We start from the raw sequence: 24,289 nt of genomic DNA, 5'->3' as shown, positions 1-24,289 counted from the left end.
GTCTTAACATTGCAGAAAAATAGCGAATTGTTGGGTCACGTGACGAAGACATTCATCAGATGACCTGTGTGACCGGTTAACTAGCGTTGACCACAATTTAAGGAGAAAGGCATTTTTTTGAGAATGAAGATAAAGTTTTAACAACCTCAAAACATTTGCCTCAAAAGTTAGTCATATAGAATGCTGAAGGCTCTTTAAGTAACCTCCAGCCAGGAAAGTGACAGGCCGTTCCCTAAATTTCCGTAGTCACGTTTGGGAGAATAAAAGTTTAGTAACAAACATTGCGTCAAATTAACTCAATAAATATGCGAACATTTATCCAACAACACCCTATGAGGATGCTGGCTGGACTCGTGTTGCTAGGTTTTGCAATACCTTCTGTTAGTCTTGCTCAACAGGCTGACACAGTCCGGGTTCAACCCGCCACGACAACCGCACCGAGCGGCAATTATTCACGAGAGAACATCTATCGTTTGGGTAAAGGTGTTTACACCGATACGCTGCGTAGAGGTGATTTCAAAGCACAAGCCAGTGATGTTGCTGAACTGGACGACTGCGACACAACCTTTCAAACGTTTATCTTAGTACGGCGCCTGTCGCCATGGCGGGTAGGTTTGTATGCCGGTCCTAACTTTGCTTATTGCGGAACGTGGGAAAATACATTTGGTCCTACCAAACGTGACAATACTCTTTACAATGGTGCTGGTTTTAACATTACCGCCAACGTTGATTATTTCCTGACACCTGCTACCCGCCGGCTGCGTTTTGGCGTAGGGGCATCTTTCGGTTACCAGAATTACATCACGCGTAGTATCTACACAGATTACCTGTACGGGTTGGCTGCCGCTCGTGGCTTCACGAGAGATCAGGTAACCATTCGTCAACGGGCTTCGGAAGATATGTTCCTGACGGTTGGACCTGTCCTGACGTTTACGCTGGCTCGTAGCCGTCGTAACCCAGATGCGACAACGTTCATTGAGTTGGGTGCCCGAGGTGGTCTGTTTCGTTCAGAAGCGGCTACAATCGCTGCCTATACGCCATCAACATTGTCGTTGCCATCCGTTCCTTCATTTGTCGGTGGTGGCGGTTTAATTCGTTCGGTTAACCCTAGTCCTAGTCTATATCACCTGGGCGCGTTGGGTTCGGTAGCTATTTTCTTCCCATTGCGCAATAACTGGAACATCGGTGTTCAGGGACAAGGTTTTATTACCCAACTTAACTACCTGATCGTTAATGGTGTTGATGACCAGTTGTATGAGTTCAAACGCAAGCACGGTGGTTTTAACGTTGGCTTGGCTGTTCGGAAAGGTTTTATTCAGAAGAAGCTTATTCCTAAGGCTCCCGTTACCTGCCCAACCTGCGAACAGGTTCCTGAGTTGAACGTTCGTTTCAACGGCGCTTCTCTGAAAGGTGCATCGCTTGCTTTCGTAGACAGCACAAACGCGCAACAGTCAGCTCCTGTTAACACAGCGGCAACGGCTCCTGTAATTAGCTGGCGTAGCACAACTCCGAACCCAAGAAATGAAACGTTCACGGCTCGTTTGTATTACCGCGCCGATTCAGTAGTTGCTGGTTCAACGGATCAGGTAATTGCTCAATTAGAAAACACGACCGATACGACTCTTGCTTTCCCAACCGCTTACTTCGCCAACGGTCAGGTAAATCCAGGTTTCTACTACGTAACAGTTCACAACAAGCAAGTAGCGAAATGCGGCACATGTATGAGCGAAGTGGCTACCACGAGTTTCGCCAGCATTCGCCCACGTAGTAAAGTTGTTGAGTGCGAATACCGTCATAAACTCGAGCGTCTGGAAGTTTACTACCGTACCCCATACACTCGCGAAGTGGCTAACGTATGTTACTGTAACGGTACCGTTACGTCGGTTGGTGACACGGTTACACGCCTTCGTTATCGTGGTCTGAACCGCAAGCTGGCAAACAGCACTGTTGAGTTTGATACAAACACGGTTATCCTGAACATTCGCGAATTGCCAGGTGGTTTAGCTCAACAGCTGCAAGCTGAGAAAGCTAAAATTGAAAGTGGTAACGCAATCCGCTACAAAGGTCGCCGGGTACGTCCGCAGGTTCAGTACTTCCGCGCTGTCTTCACTGTAACGAAACTGCCATGCAACGGTCAGCCTGAGCAAGCAGTAGGTAGCTTCAACACGACGATTAGCGACAACAGCTACTCGATCACGGATCTGAAGCCACTGACAGATGATCAGAAAGCTAAGTTACTGGCTCCCCCAGCACCTGCTAAGAAGAAAGCAACTCGTCGGGCTGGTAACAGCGGCCGCCGGTCAGATGTACTCTTCGGTGTTGAATAAGGAAACAGCACATAAATAAAAAAACCGGGGGCCAACGCTCCCGGTTTTTTTATTTATGTAGGCTACAGACTCTGAAATGACAGTAGGGCTTGACTAACCGGATAGACCAGATGCGACTTTTTTTACTAGTTATAATTGGCCAATGTTTCATAACCATGCTGAACGCACAACCACAGCCGAATAGTCGTATACCCGCCATTGCGTCAACAATGCAGACCTATTCTGTGCGGCTGACGCCAGGCCAGGATTTGAAGGAAGCGTTGGAAATGATTGTTCAGCAGGAACGCATCAGCGCAGGTGCTGTACTTACCTGCGTGGGTAGCCTGACTACGCTGACCCTGCGTCTGGCTAATCAGGAAACGCCAAGCGTATGGAAGGGGCATTTTGAAATTGTTTCGCTCGTGGGTATTCTGTCAATGAATGGGAGCCATCTCCATTTGTCCGTTTCGGATTCAACGGGTCGGACGATCGGAGGACACCTGCTAAAGGGCTGTCTTATCTACACTACGGCGGAGTTGGTAATCGGTGTTATGCCGGAACTCATTTACGCCCGAGAACCCGACCCCACCTTTGGCTACAAAGAACTGGTAATCCGAAAAAAGCAGAGAAAATGAAAAAAGGCCATCTCTTTGAAGAGATGGCCTTCTAAATTATAGTGAAAGTAAAGCTAGTTGCGCTTACTCAATTCATCGCGAATCTTGGCTGCTCGTTCGTATTCTTCATTGCCCAGGGCTTCGTCAAGCATCTTTTGTAACTCTTCGGACGATGCATTCTTCAGCTGGTCGCCAAAGGACCGCGTTGATGACTTACTGGACGACCGAACAAGTTCTTCCTGCTCTTCCTCTTCATCATTGCCCGTCGCTGTAATGCCAGCTTCTGACAAGATGGATTCATTCGTATAGATGGGCACATCAAACCGGATACCAATGGCTATCGCATCGGATGGGCGAGCATCGACAACGGATTCGCGAACCCCATCGAAGCAGACGATTTTAGCGTAAAAGATGCCTTCCCGAAGATCGGAAATCATGATTTCACGGACGGTAAATTTGAATTGCTCGGCAAATTGCTTGAACAAATCGTGCGTCATGGGCCTGTTAGGCACAATTTTTTCGATTTCAATAGCAATGGCCTGCGCTTCAAACATACCAATGATGATGGGCAATCGTCGGTTGCCATATTCTTCGCCTAATACCAATGCAAACGAACCTGATTGCGATTGGCTGGGCGACAGTCCTAATATTTCCAGCTTAATCTTATCCACAGCGCGAAATTAACAAAAAGTCGTAAGTAATAATGGGGACACCTGTTGGTCAGCAAGCCGTAAGTAAAAAAATATTCAGCCGCTTACGACTTTATTACCCCGTTACGCACGACTACAGCGCCTTTACCGCTTTTGTCAGACGTGGAAGCACGTCAAAAACATCACCAACGATGCCATAGTCTGCCGACTTAAAGAAAGGCGCGTCAGCATCCTTATTGATAACAACAATCACCTTCGATGAGTTTACGCCAGCCAGATGCTGGATAGCCCCGGAAATGCCGCAGGCGATGTACAGATTAGGACTGATCTTGATTCCCGTTTGTCCCACGTGCTCAGAGTGAGGGCGCCAATCGAGGTCCGATACCGGCTTGGAGCAGGCGGTGGCTGCATGAAGAGCTTGGGCCAGCTCTTCGACAATGCCCCAGTTCTCGGGTCCTTTCAACCCACGGCCAGCCGACACAACCAGGTCGGCTTCCGGTAATAGAATGTCGCCCGATGATTTCTCGGTGTTTTTTACCGAAATGGCAAAATCTGCATCGTTGAGTACCGGCGTAAAGGTTTCTACCGTGGCTGTGGCCTCTTTCTCTACAGGCGTGATGGTGTTTTTCTTGATAGCCAGAATCTTCACATCGGCTTTCAAATCATTGTAGGCAAATGCTTTGCCGGTATAAATGCTGCTCTTAACCCGAAAACCGCTAGACAAGTCAGGCAACTCAATTACGTTAGCGGCTAAACCTGCTTTTAGTTTGCCAGCCAGGCGGGCTGTCATGGCATCGGCTAAGGACGATTTGGCCAGCACAATTACTTTACTGCTTTCCTGCTGGGCGGCAGCCGCGACAACGGTAGCGTACGCCATACCATTGGGCTCGGCCAGTTTGGCGTCGGCCGCGTGCAAAACTTTCGTCGCACCGAATTTACCGGCCGAGGCCAGTTCGGAGTCGTCAGCCGGGCCAACGATGATAGCCGTTGCGGAAGTGCCCATCATGTCGGCCACCTTTGCTCCGTAGAAAATAGCCTCCTGCGAGGATTTTTTGATCTTACCTTCGTCTAATTCAGCAAATATGAGGACAGACATAAAAGAATTTTCGGTTTATGGTTTTCAGGTTCCGGTCTTCAAGCTTGTGGTGTAAGCCATAACCAGGAAACAGGAACGATTAAATTACTTTGGCTTCGGTGTGTAGGAGTTGAATAAGCGTCTCAACGGCATCCGCGGGAATCATCTTGACGGCACCACGTGGGGCGGGCAGCTCGTAGCTGGCAACGGTGGTTAGTTTATCCGTACCCGTTGGCTCAACGACTTTGAGGGGTTTGGTCCGAGCGGTCATGATGCCCCGCATATTTGGAATTTTCCACTCGGCAATGGGTTCCTGACAGCCTAGTACGAGCGGTAATTTCGCTTCCAGACTTTCTTTGCCACCCTCAATCTCCCGGGTAATTTTGGCGGTGTCGCCGTCCAGGTCAAGCAGCATAACGGGCGAAATAGACGGAACTCCCAGCATTTCGCCTACTATGCCGTGTACCTGACCGCCGTTGTAGTCAATGGATTCACGACCCATCAGGATCAGATCATAGCTGTTTTCCTTTGCAATAGCGGCAATTTGTTCGGCAACAAAGTACGCATCGGTAGGCTCCGCATTGACGCGAATCGCATCATCGGCACCAATGGCTAAGCATTTACGAATAACGGGTTCCGAATCCGCTTCGCCTACGTTCAGCACCGTAATGGCAGCCCCCGTTTTTTCTTTCAGTTCAACGGCTCTTGCCAGCGCATAATCGTCGTAAGGACCCGTAATGAACGTTACGCCCGCCTTATTAAGCTTGGTGTTGTTATCCGTGAAGGTAATTTTGGTGGTGGTGTCCGGAACACTCGTCACACACACTAAAATTTTCATGCTTATTGGGGTTTTGTGGTTGTTATCGAGATTCGCCGGCAATCAACAGCGTTGCCCATAGCAGTCTAAACTGGACACTGTTCACTACGCCTGAATCCTTACTTTTACGGCTCAAAAATACAAATACTCTCCACTAAAAGTATGCATGCATACTAATTTTCTTGCACGTATGAATAACGAACGCATCCAACAATTAATTCGATTTGTACAGGAAGAGCCGAATGAGCCATTCAACCTATATGCACTGGCCATGGAATACATCAGTAGCCAGCCCGCCCAGGCTCGGCTTTACTTCGACCAGCTACTAGCCGAGCATCCGGATTATTTACCAACGTATTACCATGCCGCTGCGCTCTACGCCGAACGGGATGAGCGGGAGCGGGCAGCGGAGCTATACGATAAGGGGATCCGGCTGGCCAAAGCGCAGCAAAACCAGAAAACATTCCTGGAACTGGAACGAGCGCAACAGGCATTCGAGGATGACGAAGATGACTGGTAATACAATCGTCGAGGTAAGATCATTTACTGGTGTGCCCGGCTTTTTCGCTGTTGCACGAGGTCCTGTCTGAACAGTAAGGGTACATTTGCCTGTTCAGGCAGGGTGTAATTAATCGCCAAATACCGGGCGTTGGCCACTTTGGGTAAGTACACAAATCCCCGTATCGATTCGCCGGGGGCCAGTGTATTGGCTTTTAGAGCCAGTTCACGCCAGCGGTACTCTTCGTAATCATAGCGCTGCATCCGGTTAGCAAAGGTGCTGTAGTCGATCATGCGTTTGGCTGCCAGCCCCTGATACGCAACCCCGTGCGCTACCTGATTACTGACATACTCGCGGTAAGAACGATTGTTGGAAGAGGACGATACGTCGCTGGCAACGAGGGCAACCATCAGGATAGTATTCAGTACCTTGGCCTTTTTGAGTCGTTTCTCCTCCTGTTTTCGCTTTAGCTGCATCCGCCCAGCCTCGTAAGCCGGGTCAGCGGCTACCCGCGAGAGGGCCAGACTGGCGTTGGCTGGGTCTGGAAGGGTATCCTGCGCTGCGCCGAGTGCCGTAAAATGGAAGTCGGCGGGGTTGATGTCGATGGCGTGATTAGTCCGGTTTTTCACCTCGACGTCAAGCGTAACGAACTCTATATCTTCCCGCTCGAAGGACGCGACAACGCCCACGCCATTTTGCTCGGCCTTGGTGACTGGTCTTCCCTCGATCATAGTTACATCGCCAGAAACCGGCTCAAGCCGATAGGTGGTGGTGAAAGTTGGGGCACAACTACTGAAGGCAAAGGCCAGAACGCTGGTTGCCAACGTATACGTCAGAACGGAGAAAGTTTTCATAGAAACAGGATGATGCCGGATAGCTCAGTTACCAGGTGTAAAGTTACACAAGCGGAGGATTCGATAGTGTTAAAGATCAGTTAGTTTACTGGGCGGATGGCTACTTGAGTCTGTTGAGTAGCCGAATTCATTCAGCCGATATGCCGGGTGGTATCAGTAATAAAAAAAAGAGGATTCCTTTACAGTGTTTACGCCTTCGTGCGCTCCCCTATATTGAATGCCAAGCGGTATAGGCAAGGGACGCGCCATTTAGATCGACTTATCTCATGAAGACCCTGGTTTGCACCACACCCGGTCAGTTTGCTTACGAACAGGCTGATATGCCCCGTTTAACACCCGGAAACGCCATCCTGAAAATTAAGCAGGTAGGTATTTGCGGAACAGATTTACACGCTTTTGAGGGAACACAGCCTTTTTTTAGTTACCCACGCATTCTGGGCCATGAGCTGGCCGCAGAAGTTGTCGCCGCGGATGGAGCACCTGATTTTTTGCCGGGGGAAGCCGTTACCATTATTCCGTACATCAACTGTACCCATTGCATTGCCTGTCGGACGGGTAAACCAAACTGCTGTGTATCCTTGCAGGTAGCTGGCGTTCATATGGACGGAGGTATGGTCGAATACCTGTCGGTTCCTTCGCGGTTGCTGGTACATGGGGATGGGCTTGGTTTTGATGAGCTGGCGTTGGTAGAGCCGCTGGCGATCGGTGCCCACGGCGTTCGTCGGGCCGCGGTGCAGGCCGGTGAGTTTGTGCTGGTGGTGGGGGCGGGGCCCATTGGCCTGGGCGTGATGGAGTTTGCCCGGATTGCCGGAGCAACCGTTATTGCGCTGGACATTAACGAAGGCCGACTAGCGTTCTGCCGGGAAAAACTAAACATTCCCTTTACCATACATGCCGCCAACGAAGATGTTCACGAAGCGTTGCGGACCATTACCAACGGCGACATGCCTACGGCCGTGATTGATGCTACCGGGAGTTTGCGGGCTATCAATACGGCTTTTTCGTACCTGGCTCACGGCGGTCGGTATGTGCTGGTTGGTTTGCAGAAAGGTGATATCAGCGTGAGCCATCCCGAATTTCACAAGCGTGAAGCCACGCTGATGAGTAGCCGTAATGCCACAAGGGCTGATTTTGAGCTGGTCATTTCGAGTATGAAAAGTGGTGCGGTCAATCCGACTACTTACATTACGCACCGTGTTCGTTTCGATCAGGTGGGTGATGCGTTTGCCAGTTGGCTCGACCCGGCTAACGGCGTCATCAAGGCCATGGTCCTGATGCCCTGATGCCTAGTCTAAACCATAGTGATCGGCTTTTTGAACAGATCCGGACGACATAAGTAATTTTACCAGACACGTAAGTACAATACCCCATAGGGATGGCATATAGAGAGAAATAAGTATATTTCGTGGCTAAACAGCGAATACGGGTTCCTGAACCAGTGGCTTTTGCCATTCGATTCAGCTTACGTAACGACCATGACGAGCCAGGAAGAGGAGGATTTATGGAGACGTTTTCGGGACGATAACCAACAGGCGTTTGAAACGATCTATACAACCTACTTTTCGGTGTTGTTTCACTATGGATACCACATTGCGCCGAATGAAGAACTGGTAAAAGACTGTATCCAGACGTTGTTTGTTGAACTCTGGCGTAGTCGTCGGTCGCTGTCGCAGACAACATCGGTTAAGTTCTATCTGCTCAAAGCCATGCGCCGAAAGGTGTACCACAGTCTTCGAAAGGAGGAACAGTACACCACCTACATACCCGGCTCCGATGAGAATGACACGGCCTTCTCCCCCGAACTTGAGTTGATTAACCAACAGGCCGACGCGCACCAGCAGGAAATGCTTCGTCAGGCCATCGAGCAATTGTCGCATCGCCAGAAGGAAGCCATTACGCTGCTTTACATCGAGGGGCTCTCGTACCCCGAAATTTCGGACATGATGTCGATCAAAATCCGTACGGTATATAACCTGGTTCATACGGCGCTGGATAGCCTGCGTAAGCACCTGAATCAGCCGGGATCGTGGATGGTTCTTGCCCTGTTGGCGACCAGGCTCTGAGTTTTTTCGTTTTTTTCTGGATTGAGCCGGTAAAAATCAACGCAAGCCGCCATTGCTCTTATGCAACGGGTCATCCTACTCGTTGGCCTGGTCTCTCTTCCGGCCAGGTTGCAACACCATCCTGCATGGATTATACACAATTTACGGCCATTGATCTGGCAGCTGACCCTGGTTTCATCGGCTGGGTGCAGCGGCCGGATGCTACCAATACCACCTTCTGGGAAACCTTTCTGGCCCAAAACCCTGACCGGGCTGGCGAGGTAGACGCAGCCCGTAAACTGATTACGGGTTGGCAAATCAACCCGCAAATTCGGCCGGACGAGAATATGCGGGCGATCTGGCTCAACATTGAAGCCGAAAAATTAAGTCATTCGCGACCCTTCAGGATTCATCGAAACGGCAGTAACTACCAGCGCTGGGCAGCCGGGCTGGTTGGCATACTCCTACTGGCGATGGCTACGCTCTGGGTTATCAACAACCTTAGTCCGACGCGTTATACCACCGCAACAGGGGAAACCAAAACGGTTCAATTGCCGGATGGATCGACGGTAGTGCTGGCGTCCCATTCATCCATTGACATCCTGGGCGATTGGCAACCCGAACATCCACGAGAACTGGCGTTACAGGGTGAAGCTTTTTTTTCGGTAGAGCACCAGCCGAATCACCAGACGTTTGTCGTCAACATGCCGGGTAACCTGCGCGTGGAGGTGCTGGGTACCACATTTACCGTCAGCGAACGGGCCACTAAAACGCAGGTTGTTCTGAACTCGGGCAAGGTGGCGCTTTACGTCGATAAAGCAACTGAACCACTCATAATGAAACCGGGCGAACTGGTCGATATACCTAAAGCGCAACCGGATAGAATGGCCCGGCGTACTGTAAATCCGGCGGTATACAGTGCCTGGAAGGATAATCAGTTTGTCTTCGAAAATACGTCGCTGGGAGAAATTGCTGCCATTATCGAAGCTGACTTTGGCATTACGGTTCAGTTTTCCAGCGCATCGCTGACCGATCGGCGAGTGACCCTCCGGCTCCCCAATCGTGATCTGGAGCTACTCCTGACATCCTTGGCCGAGATTCATGACCTGACCATCGACCGCCAGACCAGCCGCATTATCTTTTCGGAAAATGTATTCACAAAATAGCGGGCACTCAATTGCCTGATAGCCAAGCATTCACAACGGTAATCCAATAGATGTATGAAAGTTAATTTACCGAATTTTAGTATCCCCAAGACCACCCTGGGGCTGTTGCTGGTTCACCTGCTGCTGGCTTACCCGACAGCTGCCCAGTTACTGGCCACCAACAACAGGGCGCGTATGATCAACCCGACCCGTTCTAGCCTGCTGGCAAAGGATGCGTTGCACAAACTGGAAATTAAGTACAACGTAACGTTCGGGTATGCGCCGGATATGCTGTCGAACCGGTACGTGGTTTCGGACCAGTGGGCGCAGGCAACCGATCTGAAAAGTGCGTTGACCGCCTTGTTGACGCCCTTCAATCTGCGGTATAAACAGGTAAAGAAAGATGTATTTATCATCAAAACGGCCAGCGCATCGGCTCGGGACCAGGCTACGGCGATGGGTGACCTGGTACTTTCGGCATCGGATCGTCGTCTGATGGAGTCGGACGTTCAGACTCTGGTATTTCCGGTGAAGGGCCGCGTTACGGGCGATAACGGAGAGGGCATTCCGGGCGTGAGCATTGTCGTGAAGGGCTCGAATTCGGGCACGGTCTCCGACGTGAACGGGGCCTATTCACTCAACGTACCCGACGCCAACGGAACCCTTGTGTTTTCCTACATTGGGTATATCACGCAGGAGGTGGCTGTCGGTAACCGGGGTACGATAGACATTTCACTCAAAACAGACATTCAGCAATTGGGTGAGGTGGTAGTTGTAGGGTACGGTACGCAGGAGAAAAAAGATGTAACGGGCGCTATTTCGGCCGTGAAGGGAACAGATATCCAGAACATTCCGTCCGGGGGCGCTCAGCAGGCCTTACAGGGACGGGCCTCGGGCGTTAATGTCATTCGGAACGGGGGCGCGCCGGGTAACGCCGGTTCCATCCGGATTCGGGGCTTGGGAACGGTTAACAATGCCGACCCGCTCGTGGTGATTGATGGGGTGCCTGCCGGGAGTATGAACGACGTGAATCCAAACGATATCGAGTCGATTGACGTGCTGAAAGATGCCTCTGCGTCGGCTATTTACGGAACCCGGGCGGCTAATGGCGTGGTGCTGATCACGACCAAGCGGGGACGGTTCGATGATAAACTTAAGTTGACCGTCAATGGCTACTATGGTGTGTCGAACCGAATTAAAACGCTGCCTGTACTCGACGCGCCTACGCTGGCCAAACTGAAGCAGGAAGCCTACACCAACGATGGCTCTGCCGTACCCGCTATCTGGCAGGATCCGCAGTACCAGACCCAGCAGACTAACTGGCAGGATGCACTGTTTCGGCAGGGGACCACGAAAAACCTGGACGTGTCGTTGCGGGGTGGGGGCAAGTATTCGTCTTTCGCGGTTTCGGCCGGGAATTACAATGAGCAGGGAATCATCGGAAAATCGTTTTACAACCGATATACCTTTCGCATCAACTCCGACCATAAGATCAGCGAACGGCTGAAGATCGGCCAGAATCTGCAATTCACGAATACCCGCGAAAACGCGCCGAATACCCTATCGGCGCAGGATGGTCTGGTCTGGAGCGCCATTCGCTTTCATCCTGGTCTGCCGATTAAAAATGCCGACGGTACCTACAGTACCACGAAGGACAAGGGCGCATTTGGCGATATCAATAACCCGCTCTACACCGTTGATGTGCAGGACCAGCAAAACACCCGCAACAGGATATTGGGGAACGTAACGGGCGAATACGAGTTGTTTAAAGGGCTGAAAGCCCGCGCCAATGTGGCCCTTGACGCTACATTCAGCGATAGCCGTTCGTTCGCGGTTAAAATAACCGATCAGTTCCGCTCGAATCAGTACAACCAGCTTACACTGGGTAATAGCAAATACTGGTCGTTCCTGCAGGAATACTTTTTATCGTACGACAGGAAGTTCGGTGCCAGCTCGCTTGGTGTGGTGGCCGGTTATACCTCACAGACGTTCAATACGGTGTTCTCGAATAACGTTGGCCGCGATTTTCCGAGTGAAGAGCCTGATTTGCGGTACATGAATTACGCCAGTACCATCGTGTCGGCGGCTACCATCGGTCTCGATAATGCAGGTCGGAGTTACGATGCGTTGCAATCGGTATTCGGTCGTGCCACCTACAGCTTTAAAGACCGCTACTTATTGACCGCTACCTTCCGGTCGGATGGTTCGTCTAAGTTTGCGCCGGGTAGGAAGTGGGGTTACTTCCCGGCTTTCTCGCTGGGCTGGCGTGTGTCCGATGAGCCATTTTTCAAGACTGCCGTGCCCTTCATGAGCAACCTGAAAGTAACGGGTGGCTGGGGCCAATTGGGTAACCAGAACGTAAACTCACTGCAATACCTGGCCCTGATTACCTCCAACTACCGCTACTCGTTCGGCGATCAGAATACACTGGGTTCGGCGCAGGGTCGCTTACCCAACCCGAACATCGGCTGGGAAACGGCCGAAATGACGAACTTCGGTCTGGACATGGGCTTCCTGCAAAATCGCTTGCTGGCTACGGTCAACTACTTTATCAAGGACACCAAAAACATGCTGCTGGCTCCACCGGCGGTTGGCACGCTGGGTTTAGCCTCCATTCCTGATCAAAACATTGGGCAGCTGCGCAACCAGGGGCTGGAACTCGAACTGACTTATCAGCAAAAAGTGGGCGCGCTGGCCATTACGGTAAGCGGTAACGCGACGTTCATCAAAAACAAGATCACGCAGTTGCAAACACCCGGCGGGTTTTTGGCCGGGCCGCTCTACGGCCGTACCGACCAGGAAGTTACCCGTACGTACGAAGGCAGTCCGTACGGCACGTTCTACGGGTGGCGCACCAATGGCCTTTACCAGACCCAGGGCGATATTGACGGCGATGCGGCCCTGAAAAACGATCCCCGCCGAACGGAAGGCCTGATTCACCCCGGCGATGTGCGTTTTGTCGATTTGAATAACGATGGCATTATTGACAACCGGGACCGGACAATTATCGGCAGTCCACAACCCAAAGTGACCTACGGGTTCAACACAAACCTGGCCTGGAAAGGCTTCGATCTGTCGTTGTTCTTCTTAGGTGTTGGGGGTGTTCAGATCTACAACGCCGACCGGATGCAGGGGCTGGATGCCAGCTACTCGTTTAACATGTACGCCGAAAACGCAGGGCGCTGGACCGGTGCCGGAACGAGCAACACCATTCCCCGCGTCAGCGCATCGAACCCGAACAAGAATTTCCGGACGTCCGATCTGTTCGTCGAAAAAGGCGATTTCCTACGGCTGAAGAACGTTTCGCTGGGCTACACCTTGCCTAAGCCCGTGACGGATGCGCTGCACCTGTCGCAGACCCGCGTGTACGTAACGGGACAAAACGTGCTGACCTTCACCAACTACAGCGGTCTGAACCCCGAACTGGGGTATGGACCGGGTCAGTACGCCCAGCAGAACGTCGATTACGCACAATACCCGCAGTCACGGACGTTTACCATTGGTGCCACCGTTTCCTTCTAATCTGCCTGTTTCTGTAAACTGATTTATAGATGAAAAATTTAGTTCTTACCACCAGTCTGCTTGTTTTACTGACGGTTACCGGCTGTCAGCAAAACCTGCTCGAATCGACTCCCTACGGCCAGACGGCTTCCAATAATTTCTGGCGTAACGGTGATGATGTGGTGGCTGCCACGAATGCCATTTATGCGCCGTTGCTCAACGAAGATGGCTACGCCCATACGGAATACACCTTCGACAACTGCTCCGACGACATGAACCGGGCGGGCGATCACCCCGACGAAACATCGCTCGAATTGTTTACCTTCGATGCCACCAATTCGCATATTGGCGCTACCTGGTCAACAAAATACGAAGTGGTTTCCCGGGCCAACGCCGTACTTATCAATGCGCCCAAAGTGACGATGGACGAAACCCTGCGGAAGCGATCGATGGGGGAGGCTTATTTTCTGAGAGGGTTTGTGTACTGGCGCTTGTCGCTCATTTATGGCGAGGTACCCCTTATTCTCGAAGCCGATGCCACGGCCGGAAATTTCAACAAAGCCAAGTCGAGTCTGGCCGATGTGCAGGCGCAGGTTGAATCGGACTGGCTTAAAGCGGCCGATCTGCTGGATGTGTATTACGGGGGCGATAACGCCGGGCGGGTCAATAAAGGCTCGGCCTACGGTTTTCTGACCAAGCTGTATGTGTATCAGAGCAAGTGGGACAAAGCCATCGAAATGGGAACGAAAGTGACGACCAATGCCACCTACAAACTGGCCAGCAGTTACGATCAAAACTTTCAGCTGACCACCGAAAATGGATCGGAAGCCTTGTTTTCACTTCAGTACAAGCAAGGCTGGACTACCGACAACTCACCGGCCTATTACCACACCGTTGGGGCCTGGGGTGGCTGGGGTTTCCACGAACCTATTGAAGATTTGATCAACGAATTTGAAGCCAATGACCCCCGGCGCGCTTATTCGGTGCTGGTTGAGGGCGACATCGTAGACCGCAAAGCCAATGGCCAAACGACCTTTAAGGCGGACATGACGCGGATTACGGGTCACGCGTTTCGCAAATACACGAACTTCAGCGACAGTGGCGATATGGATCAGGGGTTGAACGCGCCCCAGTTGCGGTCGGCGGATGTGTATCTGCTGGTGGCCGAAGCCAAAATACGGTCCGGCAAAAACGGCGACACCGAACTGAATACCGTGCGGAGCCGGGCGGGACTGAAAGCCAAGACCAACGCGACCATGGCCGACATTATGCACGAACGCCGGGTTGAATTGTCGGGCGAAAACGAGCGGCACCAGGATTTGATGCGTTGGGATAAAGCCGGATTGATTGACATCGTAGCGCACTACAAAAAAGATCGCGGGCCTTTCAAACCAGGCCGTACCTTTAGCAAGCCTAAGCACTATTATTTTCCCCTGCCACAACGGGAAATTGACTTGAGTAATGGCATCCTGAAACAAAATTCGAACTACCAGTAATCCTCAACTATCGCCATGACGAACGGAGCGCAGAGACAGCCGAAGAAACAACAAACTTTGTGCTTCTTTGCGCTCCTTTGTGTCTGTACGGTGATCGTATTAGCCTGTCAGACCAAACAAACCTATACCAACAAAGACATTGTGGGGGCCTGGAAAACGGACTCGATTTTTCAGTATACGAACGGCTTCGTTGAGCGGAAGGGCGTACTGGATCCCGACGAAAATATCGTGTACGAGTACGATCGGAAAGGTCGGCTTCTGATGAAAAAAGACGGTGAACAACGCAACTTTCAGTTTGAGGTCGTAGCGGGCGACTCGTTAATTTACCGGGATGCCGGGGGCTTCTTTATGGTCGGTTATCGAATTCTGGCGCTTGGCCCGGATAAACTAGTGCTTAAAAAGAAGCAGGCTCCTCTGTTTCCTGGTCCTAACCAGGAGGTATACGAAATACGCCAGTTTTCGCCCGCGACCCAGGACGAGTAACCTGCCGGAAAATAACAATAAACCAACCAGACACGAAGCGGTTAATAGTAGCGCGGACACCTTGCCCGCACAGGCGATAACCAAGCAGCGGCAATCTGGCCATCCGCTATGCCGACCGGACGCCCGCGTTACAAAGACAAAAATATGGAGCAAACGATAAAATCGCACCAGGCTGAACGGGGTCAAAAAACAACGCTGATCGGGATTGCCGTGAACATTGGGCTGGTTCTGGTGAAAGGACTGGCCGGATGGCTGGGTAATTCCTACGCCCTGGTGGCCGATGCGATGGAGTCCGGTACGGATATCGTCACATCAATCTTTGTCTGGTTTGGCTTACGTACCGCATCAAAGGCGCCGGATCAGGATCACCCCTATGGACATGGAAAAGCCGAACCGCTGGCGGCCATTGTCGTGGCGATGGCGCTGGTGGGGGCTGCAATTCTGATTGCGGTGCAGAGTATCAAAAACATTCAGGTTCCCCACGAAATACCCGCCCCTTTTACACTGGCCGTTCTGGCGGGGGTAGTACTGGTGAAGGAAGTTCTCTTTCGGCGAGTGGCCAAGGTTGGTGCCGAAACCGAAAGCAGCGCCGTTAAAGCGGATGCCTGGCACCACCGGAGCGACGCTATTACGTCGCTTACGGCGTTTGTAGGTATCAGCATTGCCCTGATTGGTGGCCCTGGCTACGAAAGCGCCGACGACTGGGCGGCTTTGCTGGCGTCGTTCGTGATTGTCTACAATGCGTACCTGATCTTTCGCCCTTCGTTCGGCGAAATCATGGATGAGACCCCCGCTGGCGACTGGCAAAATGAGCTCAGGGCCCTGGCGTTAACCGTTCCCCAGGTTAAAGGGATTGACAAGTACCGGGTTCGGAAAACGGGGTTCGAGTATTTTGTCGACCTGCACGTGCTGGTGTCGGGCGATCTGACCGTCAAGCAGGGGCACGACATTGCCCACGCTGTCAAAAAGGCCATCCTCAGTGAAAAACCGTCGGTTTATGACGTGCTCGTTCACATTGAACCTGTTTGAGGTTCCTGTACGTAGGCATCATAGGTCGTGCCGAAGAGCACCAGCAGTACCGGGCATTTCCCGCAACGTTCGCCAGGTAAAGCACTATCCGGGGGGGAGCCAATATTATCTTTAGTTGAACTTCCTGGTCATCTTGTGTGATTTGCGTTTTGCTTTGCCATATTTATAGGATAAGTGTGTAACCTTGCAACGCTTCGGTAGACTACTGAAGCAGGTATTAAGCTTCCCCTATTAATGACTCCTAAGTTCCTCCGGAATCCAACGGTTTTCATGCTCTTCGGCGCTACGGCTGCTTTTTGCACCTACGCTTGTATGTATGCCTTTCGCCGGGGTATCACGGCAGTTACGTTTGATGGAATGACTTTCGCCGGAATCAGCTACAAAATATGGCTGGTGACGGCGCAGGTCTTTGGGTATGCCCTGTCGAAAGGGATTGGCATCAAGGTTGTCTCGGAGATGTCGCCGTCCCGTCGGGCAATCAACATTTTGCTGTTCGTTCTGGTAGCGTTGCTGGCGCTGCTTGGTTTTGCGCTGGTTCCCGCGCCCTACAATATTATTTTCCTGTTTCTGAATGGATTACCCCTGGGGCTGATCTACGGAACCATGCTGGGTTTTCTGGAAGGACGGCGGCAAACGGATGGACTCGTGGCGGGCCTGACAGCCTCGTTTATTTTTGCGTCGGGTTTCGTAAAAACCGTGGCGCTGACGATCCGGGCCGACTGGGGCGTATCGGAGTTCTGGTTACCCTTTGTTACGGGAAGCTTGTTTGTGCTGCCCATGCTGGTATCTATTTACGCCCTGACGCTGCTACCGCCCCCCACCGCCGAAGATCGTGCCCTGCGTACGGAACGCAAACCCATGAATGCCGACGAGCGCCGGGACTTTGTCCGTAACTTCAGGCCGGGCCTGGTTCTGCTCATTGCGTCGTACGTTTTGTTATCCGCGTTCCGGGATTTCCGGGATAACTTCGGGCCGGAAATTCTGAAGGATGCGGGGGTCAATAATCCGGGTATTTTTGCTAAAACGGAAACCCTGGTTGCGGTAGGGATTCTTATTGTTATGGCGCTGCTCCAGCGGGTCACCAACAATTTTAGGGCGTTTGCGCTGCTCAACGGGCTGATGCTGGCCGGAGGAACCCTGGTTGGTGCAAGTACCTATGCCTACTCAACGGGGATGTTATCGCCCGGCAACTGGTTTCTGCTAACGGGACTGGGTTTATACATGGCCTACGTGCCCTGCAACGGGCTTTATTTTGAGCGTCTGATTGCCACATTCCGGTATGTGAGCACGGTAGGCTTCATTGTCACGCTGGCCGATTGGTATGGCTATCTGGGCAGCGTAGCCGTGTTACTTTACAAGAATTTCGGGCACGCCAACATCAGCTACCGGGAGTTTTTTATGGATGGGGCTTACATCTTATCGGCCGTTTATGGTGTACTGGTTGTTGCTTCGTTTATCTATTTCAGCCGTCGATTCAAAACAAGCCAGGCCATTCAGGTGGTGGAAAGAGCTGTTTAATACCTCCTCTGCTTGTTTCCTCACAGGCAGAGGGGCCAATGGCGACTAATCGTTATAGTGATGGTTAACTGACCCCGATCCATTTACTCTCCACTGGGGCGCCTGATCCAGTCGGTTAGTGCGGCTGGTGTACCAAAGTCGGGTGAGCCGTCAGCTTTCCACGTAAACGGCTGCATCCGAATCGAGCGTTCATTGCCGCAGCCTTGCCCCGCAGCCGCGTTGGCATGATACACCAGCCAGTTTTCCTTGCCGTCGGGTGTGGTGAAAAAGCTGTTGTGACCAACGCCGAAGGTGCCATTTCCACCGTTGGGGCCGAAAACCGGCGTCGCTGTTTTTGTCCAGGATGTAGGGGCGAGCAGGTTGGTGCTGGCATCGGCGGATAACTGACCCAACGCGTACAAATCAGTACCGCAGAAACTGGCTGAATAAATCAGGAAGACTTTGTTGTTGTGCACCAGAAACTCCGGGCCTTCGTTCACCCCGAAGCCCTGCTTTTCCCAGGCATACTCGGGGGAGGAGATGCGGACGCGGGTAGTGCCCTGAACGGTATACGGGTTAGCCAGACCAACCAGATAGATATACTGAGACCCACCCAAATCGGTGTCCCAGCCCGACCAGGCAAAATACAACTGCCCGTTGTTCTGTAAAACAGTCCCGTCAATAGCCCACTTGTTGTCGGGTAAATTCAGTTGTCCCCTGTCTACCCAGGTGCCCTGCGTTGGATCCGCCGATTCGTTTTCGAGGACAAACATGCGGTGAGTGGCATCGATGCCATTGTTGTCGGCTGCGTAATAGATGTACCATTTGCCATTAATGAAATGCAGTTCCGGTGCCCAGATGTCGCGCGAGTTAGGGCCGGTGGCTGGTGGTGTCCAGACGGTTACGGGACGGCTCGCTCCCAGGCGGCTCATGGCGGCCGTTTTGTACATACGAAGGGTATTTCCCGTTGTGTGCATCACGTAATAGAACCCGTCTTTGTAGGCCACCCAGGGATCGGGGGCGGCTGTCAGCAACGGGCTCCTGAACTTCCCGACCGTATCCACCGTCGCAACGGGTGGGGTCGGAGCGGGGGTAGATTTGTCGGCCGATTGGCAGGCTATAATCAGGACTACGAAAAAAAACAGGCAGTGCTTCATTAGGGACAGAATCAATAATTCGGGTTTTGCGTCAGGTTCGGGTTCAGGTCCCGATCCAGTTGCGGAATGGGCAGCAACTCACTCTTGCCTTTCACAAACGTAGAAAAAGCTGGGTCGCGGGGGGCTAACTGCGGACCTAGATCTCCCCAACGGGCCAGGTCGTTCCAGCGGTGGCCTTCGCCCGATAGTTCCAGCAGGCGCTCATGTTTCAACTGAGCCAGAAACTGTTCCTGCGTCAGGCTGGGTTTGGCCGTGGTCAGGGTCGGTAAGCCCGCCCGCTGCCTTACCTGATCCACGTAGGTATAGGCCTGCGTTGTTTTTCCGGTTGCGTTCAGGGCTTCAGCATACATTAGCAGCACATCGGCGTACCGAATGTACCGCCAGTTATTGGGTGACCGATAGCCTTCTTCATTCTTCCAATGGTCGTTCTGGAACTTTCGAAACCAGACCCGCTTTGTCTCCCGGCCATAGCGTTGCGTGAATAACTGCCCGTAAATCTGGGTATAGTCAGGGCCGCGCACGTCGGTAGAATCAAACAGAAACGACGCTTCCAGCCGTGGATCGCGGGCACCGGTCGTTGTTTTTTCGGTAAACTCACGCGTTGGCCAGCGCTGGGCTTCGCCATCCGACCAGCCAATGACCGGAGGACCGAAAAACTGCGCCAGCGAGGTGCCATAATTCTGGTTGGGCGTTTCAGTATCGTCATCGGTGGTTTCGGCCGTGTTGATCTGGAACTGCCATTCAAAGATCGATTCCCGGTTATTTTCGGTCGTGATCAGGAAGTTATCGCGGTAGTTAGGCATCAGCGCGTATACTGTTTTTCCCTCGCCTTCGGCCAGCCATTGCAGGGGCGTGAGGGCTTCGGTATACTTGTGTTGCTGTAGCTGGGCTCTTGCCAGCAAAGCGTAGGCGGCTCCCTTCGTGGCACGGCCCAAATCGGCAGAGCTGTAGGTGGTTGGCAAAACGGTGGCCGCTTCATTCAGGTCTCTTTCAATCTGCGCCCATACCTGCGCAATCGTAGCCGAACCGGGTTTATCGCCCACCACTGACGTTTGTAGCACCAACGGAACGTTGCCCCAAAGCGTAACCAGGTGGACGTAATACATGGCCCGCAAAAACTTGGCCTCGCCCACGTAGCGCCCTTTCAGGGTAGCATCCATCTGAATAGTGGGTACGTTGTCGATAACCTGGTTGGCCCGGTTAACACCAATGTAGTTGTCATTCCAGACGGCGTAGGCATTGCCATAATTGTAGTCAGTGATCAGAAACTGATCCATGTTATTGACAATATCGGTAGCGGGGCTCTGGCTCCGGCCTTCGTCAGACCGAATGATGTAGTAGAACGGCATCCAGCGCGAAATACCACCCCGGTGCATAGTGCTGTACACGGCGTTGACGCCCGCCAGCGCATCGTCGGCCGTCTTCCAGAACGACTCGGCTGTTACCTGATTCGGGTTGACAATGTCCAGGTTTCGATCACAGCCGACCAGCGTCATGGCTGCAACAATTGTTAATGAAAGAAATCTATTTTTCATCTTGAAGAAAGAGCGAAAGAGTAAGAGAGTGAAAGAGCGAAAACGGTGTGCCGGAGCGTCTGTTTTCTGCTCATTCTTCATAACCGGTATTCAGCGGTGGATTGGTATTAGAAATCGCAGTTGACGCCGAGGGAGACCACGCGGGGCGACGGCCAGTGCCCATTATCGACACCCCGTTCTTGAATGTTCGATCCCGTTACGTCAGGATCGAGGCCGGTGTATTTCGTGATCGTGAATAGGTTCTGACCACTGACATACACGCGGGCGCTGCGAATGCTGAGCCGGTTGAGCAGTGCCTTGGGCAGCGTATATCCAACTTCAACATTACGGAAACGGACGTACGAAGCGTCTTCTAGCCAGCGGTCAGTGTAGGTAAAGTTGTTCGAGATAATGCCCTGATCGCCGGACTCCAGGCCGAGACGCGGGTCGCTGGTGGTTGTATTCGTGGACGTCCAGGGGTTTATATTCCGCCGGAAATTGGTTAGCTGGTAGCTATCCAGTCCCCGCCGAACGTCGTTATAAACGGTGTACCCGAACACGCCTGTGAGTTGCAGATTGAGGCTGAACTGCTTGTATGATGCGTTGAACTGCGCCCCCGCCTGAAGTTTAGGCCAGGGAGAACTAACAAACTGACGATCATCATTCTGTGTAATCTGCCCGTCGCCGTTGGTATCCACGTATTTAACATCACCGGGTTTGGCATTGGGCTGAATAAGCTGGCCAGCCGGACCCCGGTAATTGTTTATTTCCTCCTGACTCTGGAAGAGCCCCGCCGTTTTCAGCACATACCACTGACCCACGGGTAGCCCCACCTGCGAGCGCGTATTGCCGCTCTGGATGTAGTCTATCTCCTGCCCCTGGTTACCTACGTTCTCAACCCGGTTTTTGATGGTTGTAAAGTTGCCCGATACATCCCATTTGACTGGATGTTCGTTGTTGCGGTAGGTAGCCGCAACCTCAACGCCCCGGTTGCGGATAGAAGCCGTATTGACGTATGGATTTCCCCGAAGGTTACCCAGGTAACCCGGTACCGCCAGGTTCAGAATGGCATCGTTCGACAAGGAATTATAGACGTTTATTTCCGTGGTCAGGCGGTTGTTCAGGAAACTGGCCGATATGCCGTAATTCTGCTGAACCCGTTCTTCCCAGCGTAAATCCGGATTGGCAAGCTGCGCCTGGTAAGCGCCCACATTAGCCGTCTGATCGACCCCAAAAATGGCTCTTGGGTTATTGTTGATAAACGCGGTATAAGGGAATGAACCCAGCGTAGGCACCACAATGCCCAGCTTGCCGTACGAGGCATTCAACTTCAGGTCAGAGATCCAGTCGACATGAAAAAATTTCTCCTGACTGATCCGCCAGGCGGCAGCCACCGATGGGAAAAAGCCGGTTCGGTAGTTCGTGCCAAACCGGGAATCCTGATCCACCCGACCGGTCAGTGTCAGCAGGTATTTATCGTTATAGGCATAATTGACCCGGCCTATGTAGCCCAGAATCCGGTAATCATCCGGGGTGCTGCCGGCCGAGTTTGAGATGCCCGTAGCCGCATTGATCGTGGTAAAATACTGGCCTCCGGCATAGCCGAGATTGGTGCGCGAACCCGATGTAATATCGCGCCGGGCCGTCTGTTGGCTGATGCCCACAACGCCATTGAGACTGTGCAGACCAAACGTCTTGTTGACGTTCAGCGTGTGCTCGAACAACAGATTCAGGTAGCGTGACCGATCTTCGCCAACCGACGTTGGTACTGGGGATGCGCTGTACTGGTAGAGACCCAGCCGACGCAGGTTCTGGGTGTAATCGAAGCTCACTTCCAGACCCGCATTGGCGCGGTAGGTGAGCCAGTCAGCCAGTTTAACGTCGAGGTAAGCGTTGCCGACCAGCTTGGCAAAATTGCTTTTGTTGCTGGCCAGGTTACGAACCGCTACGGGGTTAAAGGCATACGTAACGGCGCCCGGATTTCGACCGACGCCATACCCGTCGGGGTTACTGGCGTCGATATAACTCGGATCCTGCACCGGAATAACGGGCAACATGCCGGCCATGTCGTAAATGGGGTTACCCGCCGGAAAGTTCTGGATATTCGAGTTGGTGAGCAGGGCGTTTTCCCCGAACGTAAACCGGCCAAACTGACTTTTGGTGTTGATCCGCAGGCTGGCCCGGTCGAAACTGCTGCCGATAACGTAGCCTTTGTTGCTGAAATAACTCCCCGAAATGAGGTACGTGCCGGTTTTGCTGCCGCCCGATAGGGTTAGGTTGTAATCCTGCAAATTGCCTGTTTGGAGTACCTGATCCTGCCAGTTGGTGTTGATGTTCGGGTTGAATGTACCCGTCGCCACACTGGAAGGGGGCGTCTGTCCGGCATTCTGGTATTGTGTCCGTTGCAGAGCTGCAAAGCCCGACGCATCCATCACATTCCAGCGTTTATACACCTGCTGAATGCCGTATTTGGCGGAGAACGACACCCGGGTTGGCCCTTCTTTTCCTTGCTTGGTGGTGATGATAATGACCCCATTGGCCGCCCGTGAGCCGTAAATGGCCGCTGCCGACGCATCTTTCAAGACCTGAATGGACTCAATATCGTCGTTGTTGATGGTGGGGTTTGCGTCGGCAATCATACCGTCGATGACGTAGAGCGGGTCGGTGTTCAGAAAGCTGGCTACCCCGCGAATCTGGATCGATGCCTGTTGCCCCGGTACACCCGTATTGCGCACCGTAACCCCCGGCGATAAGCCCTGAATCGATTCTGCCAGCGAGTTGGCCGTTACTTTATTGGCCTGGGTTGAGCTGATTACATCATTGGCTCCGGTTACGTCCCGCTTTCGAACGGTCTGATACCCAATCACAATGACTTCGCTGAGCGTTCTGTCATCAGGAACCAGCTTAATGTTAATAACGCTACTGCCGCCAAGGGTGACGTCCTGGCTGGTGTAACCAACGCTGGAAACCGTGAGTGTAGTAGCTGCGTCGCTTACGTTCAGAACAAAATTGCCATTCGCATCTGTGGTGGCACCGGACGTAGTGCCTTTCTCAACAATGTTTGCTCCGGGTAGTCCCTGGTTATTTTCATCCGTAATCTGTCCCGTAATCCGTCTGACCTGTGGCGCTTCAACCACGCTGGTTGTGGTTTCGCTCCGGTCAATGACGGCTGGTATGGCCCCTTCTGCGGGCAGACTGGGCCCGCCGTTTTTTGGTGGCGCTGCCTGAATGGCGAAAAGCAACGCATTTATTTTTCGGTAGCGAAGCCCCTGTGAGTCCGTTAGCTGACCCAAAGCCTGCTCCAGCGACAGACCATCCAGGTCAAGTTCGGTCTGTCGACCGGCCAGTAACTGCTCGTCATACGCCACACTGATCGTAAAGCGACGTTCGAGTTCGGTCAATGCTTTTTTGAGAGACCGGCTTCGTCGGTTACGCTGACTGGCCGATGCTTCGGGGGGAGACTGGTGTGGCCCCATGGTATGTTCAACGGCCGGCTGCGCTCGGGTAAGCAACTGCGCGACAACCGGTTGAGGCCTAGCGTAGATCCCCGTCAAAAGTATTGAAAAGAGAAGATACTGGTTTTTCATAGGATGAGAGATAGGGAAATAAA

The 24,289-nt window shown here is 52.5% G+C and carries 18 protein-coding genes; 11 read left to right on the top strand and 7 right to left on the bottom strand.

Annotated elements, in window-relative coordinates:
- Positions 1-338: 338 nt before the first annotated feature.
- Together ACYU87_RS06045 and ACYU87_RS06040 are read left to right on the top strand one after the other, a co-directional pair.
- Positions 339-2,327, top strand: a complete 1,989-nt coding sequence (locus ACYU87_RS06045) for a hypothetical protein (protein ID WP_461133125.1) — start codon at positions 339-341, stop codon at positions 2,325-2,327.
- Positions 2,328-2,482: 155 nt separating this feature from the next.
- Positions 2,483-2,941 carry a PPC domain-containing DNA-binding protein gene (locus ACYU87_RS06040; protein ID WP_461133124.1) on the top strand — a complete coding sequence of 153 codons (459 nt, stop codon included), beginning with the start codon at positions 2,483-2,485 and terminating at the stop codon, positions 2,939-2,941.
- A 53-nt stretch (positions 2,942-2,994) separates the two neighbouring features.
- On the opposite strand, the gene ACYU87_RS06035 is transcribed toward ACYU87_RS06040, so the two are convergent.
- From ACYU87_RS06035 to ACYU87_RS06025, 3 genes are all read right to left on the bottom strand, one after another.
- Complete coding sequence (locus ACYU87_RS06035; RefSeq protein ID WP_461133123.1) at positions 2,995-3,591, bottom strand: bifunctional nuclease family protein; 597 nt, start codon at positions 3,589-3,591, stop codon at positions 2,995-2,997.
- A 112-nt stretch (positions 3,592-3,703) separates the two neighbouring features.
- Positions 3,704-4,666, bottom strand: coding sequence for an electron transfer flavoprotein subunit alpha/FixB family protein (locus tag ACYU87_RS06030; RefSeq protein ID WP_461133122.1), 963 nt, complete (start codon positions 4,664-4,666; stop codon positions 3,704-3,706).
- 79 nt (positions 4,667-4,745) lie between these two features.
- Positions 4,746-5,483, bottom strand: coding sequence for an electron transfer flavoprotein subunit beta/FixA family protein (locus ACYU87_RS06025; RefSeq protein ID WP_461133121.1), 738 nt, complete (start codon positions 5,481-5,483; stop codon positions 4,746-4,748).
- Between the two features lie 169 nt (positions 5,484-5,652).
- On the opposite strand from ACYU87_RS06025, the gene ACYU87_RS06020 reads away from it, so the two are divergent.
- Entirely contained in the window at positions 5,653-5,982 is a 330-nt protein-coding gene (locus ACYU87_RS06020) for a tetratricopeptide repeat protein (protein WP_461133120.1), read from the top strand.
- Between the two features lie 23 nt (positions 5,983-6,005).
- Here the strand turns inward: ACYU87_RS06020 and ACYU87_RS06015 are convergent, their stop codons facing one another.
- Positions 6,006-6,815 (bottom strand): hypothetical protein, encoded by an 810-nt coding sequence (locus tag ACYU87_RS06015; RefSeq protein ID WP_461133119.1) that lies wholly within the window; start codon positions 6,813-6,815, stop codon positions 6,006-6,008.
- Positions 6,816-7,081: 266 nt separating this feature from the next.
- Between ACYU87_RS06015 and ACYU87_RS06010 the strand changes: the two genes are divergently transcribed.
- The 8 genes from ACYU87_RS06010 to ACYU87_RS05975 all read left to right on the top strand — a co-directional run bounded on the left by ACYU87_RS06010 (position 7,082) and on the right by ACYU87_RS05975 (position 18,029).
- A complete protein-coding gene (locus tag ACYU87_RS06010) occupies positions 7,082-8,098 on the top strand; it encodes a zinc-binding alcohol dehydrogenase family protein (RefSeq protein ID WP_461133118.1) in 1,017 nt (338 codons plus the stop codon).
- Between the two features lie 192 nt (positions 8,099-8,290).
- Positions 8,291-8,878: an RNA polymerase sigma factor gene (locus ACYU87_RS06005; protein WP_461133117.1), complete on the top strand. Its 588-nt coding sequence runs from the start codon at positions 8,291-8,293 to the stop codon at positions 8,876-8,878.
- 125 nt (positions 8,879-9,003) lie between these two features.
- Positions 9,004-10,023, top strand: a complete 1,020-nt coding sequence (locus ACYU87_RS06000; RefSeq protein ID WP_461133116.1) for a FecR family protein — start codon at positions 9,004-9,006, stop codon at positions 10,021-10,023.
- 54 nt (positions 10,024-10,077) lie between these two features.
- Positions 10,078-13,524, top strand: coding sequence for a SusC/RagA family TonB-linked outer membrane protein (locus tag ACYU87_RS05995; RefSeq protein WP_461133115.1), 3,447 nt, complete (start codon positions 10,078-10,080; stop codon positions 13,522-13,524).
- A gap of 29 nt (positions 13,525-13,553) precedes the next feature.
- Complete coding sequence (locus ACYU87_RS05990) at positions 13,554-14,999, top strand: RagB/SusD family nutrient uptake outer membrane protein (protein ID WP_461133114.1); 1,446 nt, start codon at positions 13,554-13,556, stop codon at positions 14,997-14,999.
- A 15-nt stretch (positions 15,000-15,014) separates the two neighbouring features.
- On the top strand, positions 15,015-15,482 hold the full coding sequence (locus tag ACYU87_RS05985; RefSeq protein WP_461133113.1) for a hypothetical protein: 468 nt from the start codon (positions 15,015-15,017) through the stop codon (positions 15,480-15,482).
- 144 nt (positions 15,483-15,626) lie between these two features.
- Positions 15,627-16,511, top strand: coding sequence for a cation diffusion facilitator family transporter (locus ACYU87_RS05980; protein ID WP_461133632.1), 885 nt, complete (start codon positions 15,627-15,629; stop codon positions 16,509-16,511).
- A 234-nt stretch (positions 16,512-16,745) separates the two neighbouring features.
- Complete coding sequence (locus ACYU87_RS05975) at positions 16,746-18,029, top strand: DUF5690 family protein (RefSeq protein WP_461133112.1); 1,284 nt, start codon at positions 16,746-16,748, stop codon at positions 18,027-18,029.
- 83 nt (positions 18,030-18,112) lie between these two features.
- On the opposite strand, the gene ACYU87_RS05970 is transcribed toward ACYU87_RS05975, so the two are convergent.
- From ACYU87_RS05970 to ACYU87_RS05960, 3 genes are all read right to left on the bottom strand, one after another.
- Positions 18,113-19,165, bottom strand: a complete 1,053-nt coding sequence (locus ACYU87_RS05970) for a glycoside hydrolase family 43 protein (RefSeq protein ID WP_461133111.1) — start codon at positions 19,163-19,165, stop codon at positions 18,113-18,115.
- Positions 19,166-19,176: 11 nt separating this feature from the next.
- The gene (locus tag ACYU87_RS05965; RefSeq protein WP_461133110.1) at positions 19,177-20,700 is read right to left on the bottom strand and encodes a RagB/SusD family nutrient uptake outer membrane protein; all 1,524 of its coding nucleotides are present in this window, start codon (positions 20,698-20,700) and stop codon (positions 19,177-19,179) included.
- Between the two features lie 107 nt (positions 20,701-20,807).
- Positions 20,808-24,266 carry a SusC/RagA family TonB-linked outer membrane protein gene (locus ACYU87_RS05960; protein ID WP_461133109.1) on the bottom strand — a complete coding sequence of 1,153 codons (3,459 nt, stop codon included), beginning with the start codon at positions 24,264-24,266 and terminating at the stop codon, positions 20,808-20,810.
- Positions 24,267-24,289: the final 23 nt, after the last annotated feature.

It is taken from the genome of Spirosoma lituiforme, from assembly GCF_054776635.1.
Note: the sequence above shows the minus strand (reverse complement) of the source record. Positions and strands in the feature narration are given on the sequence as shown.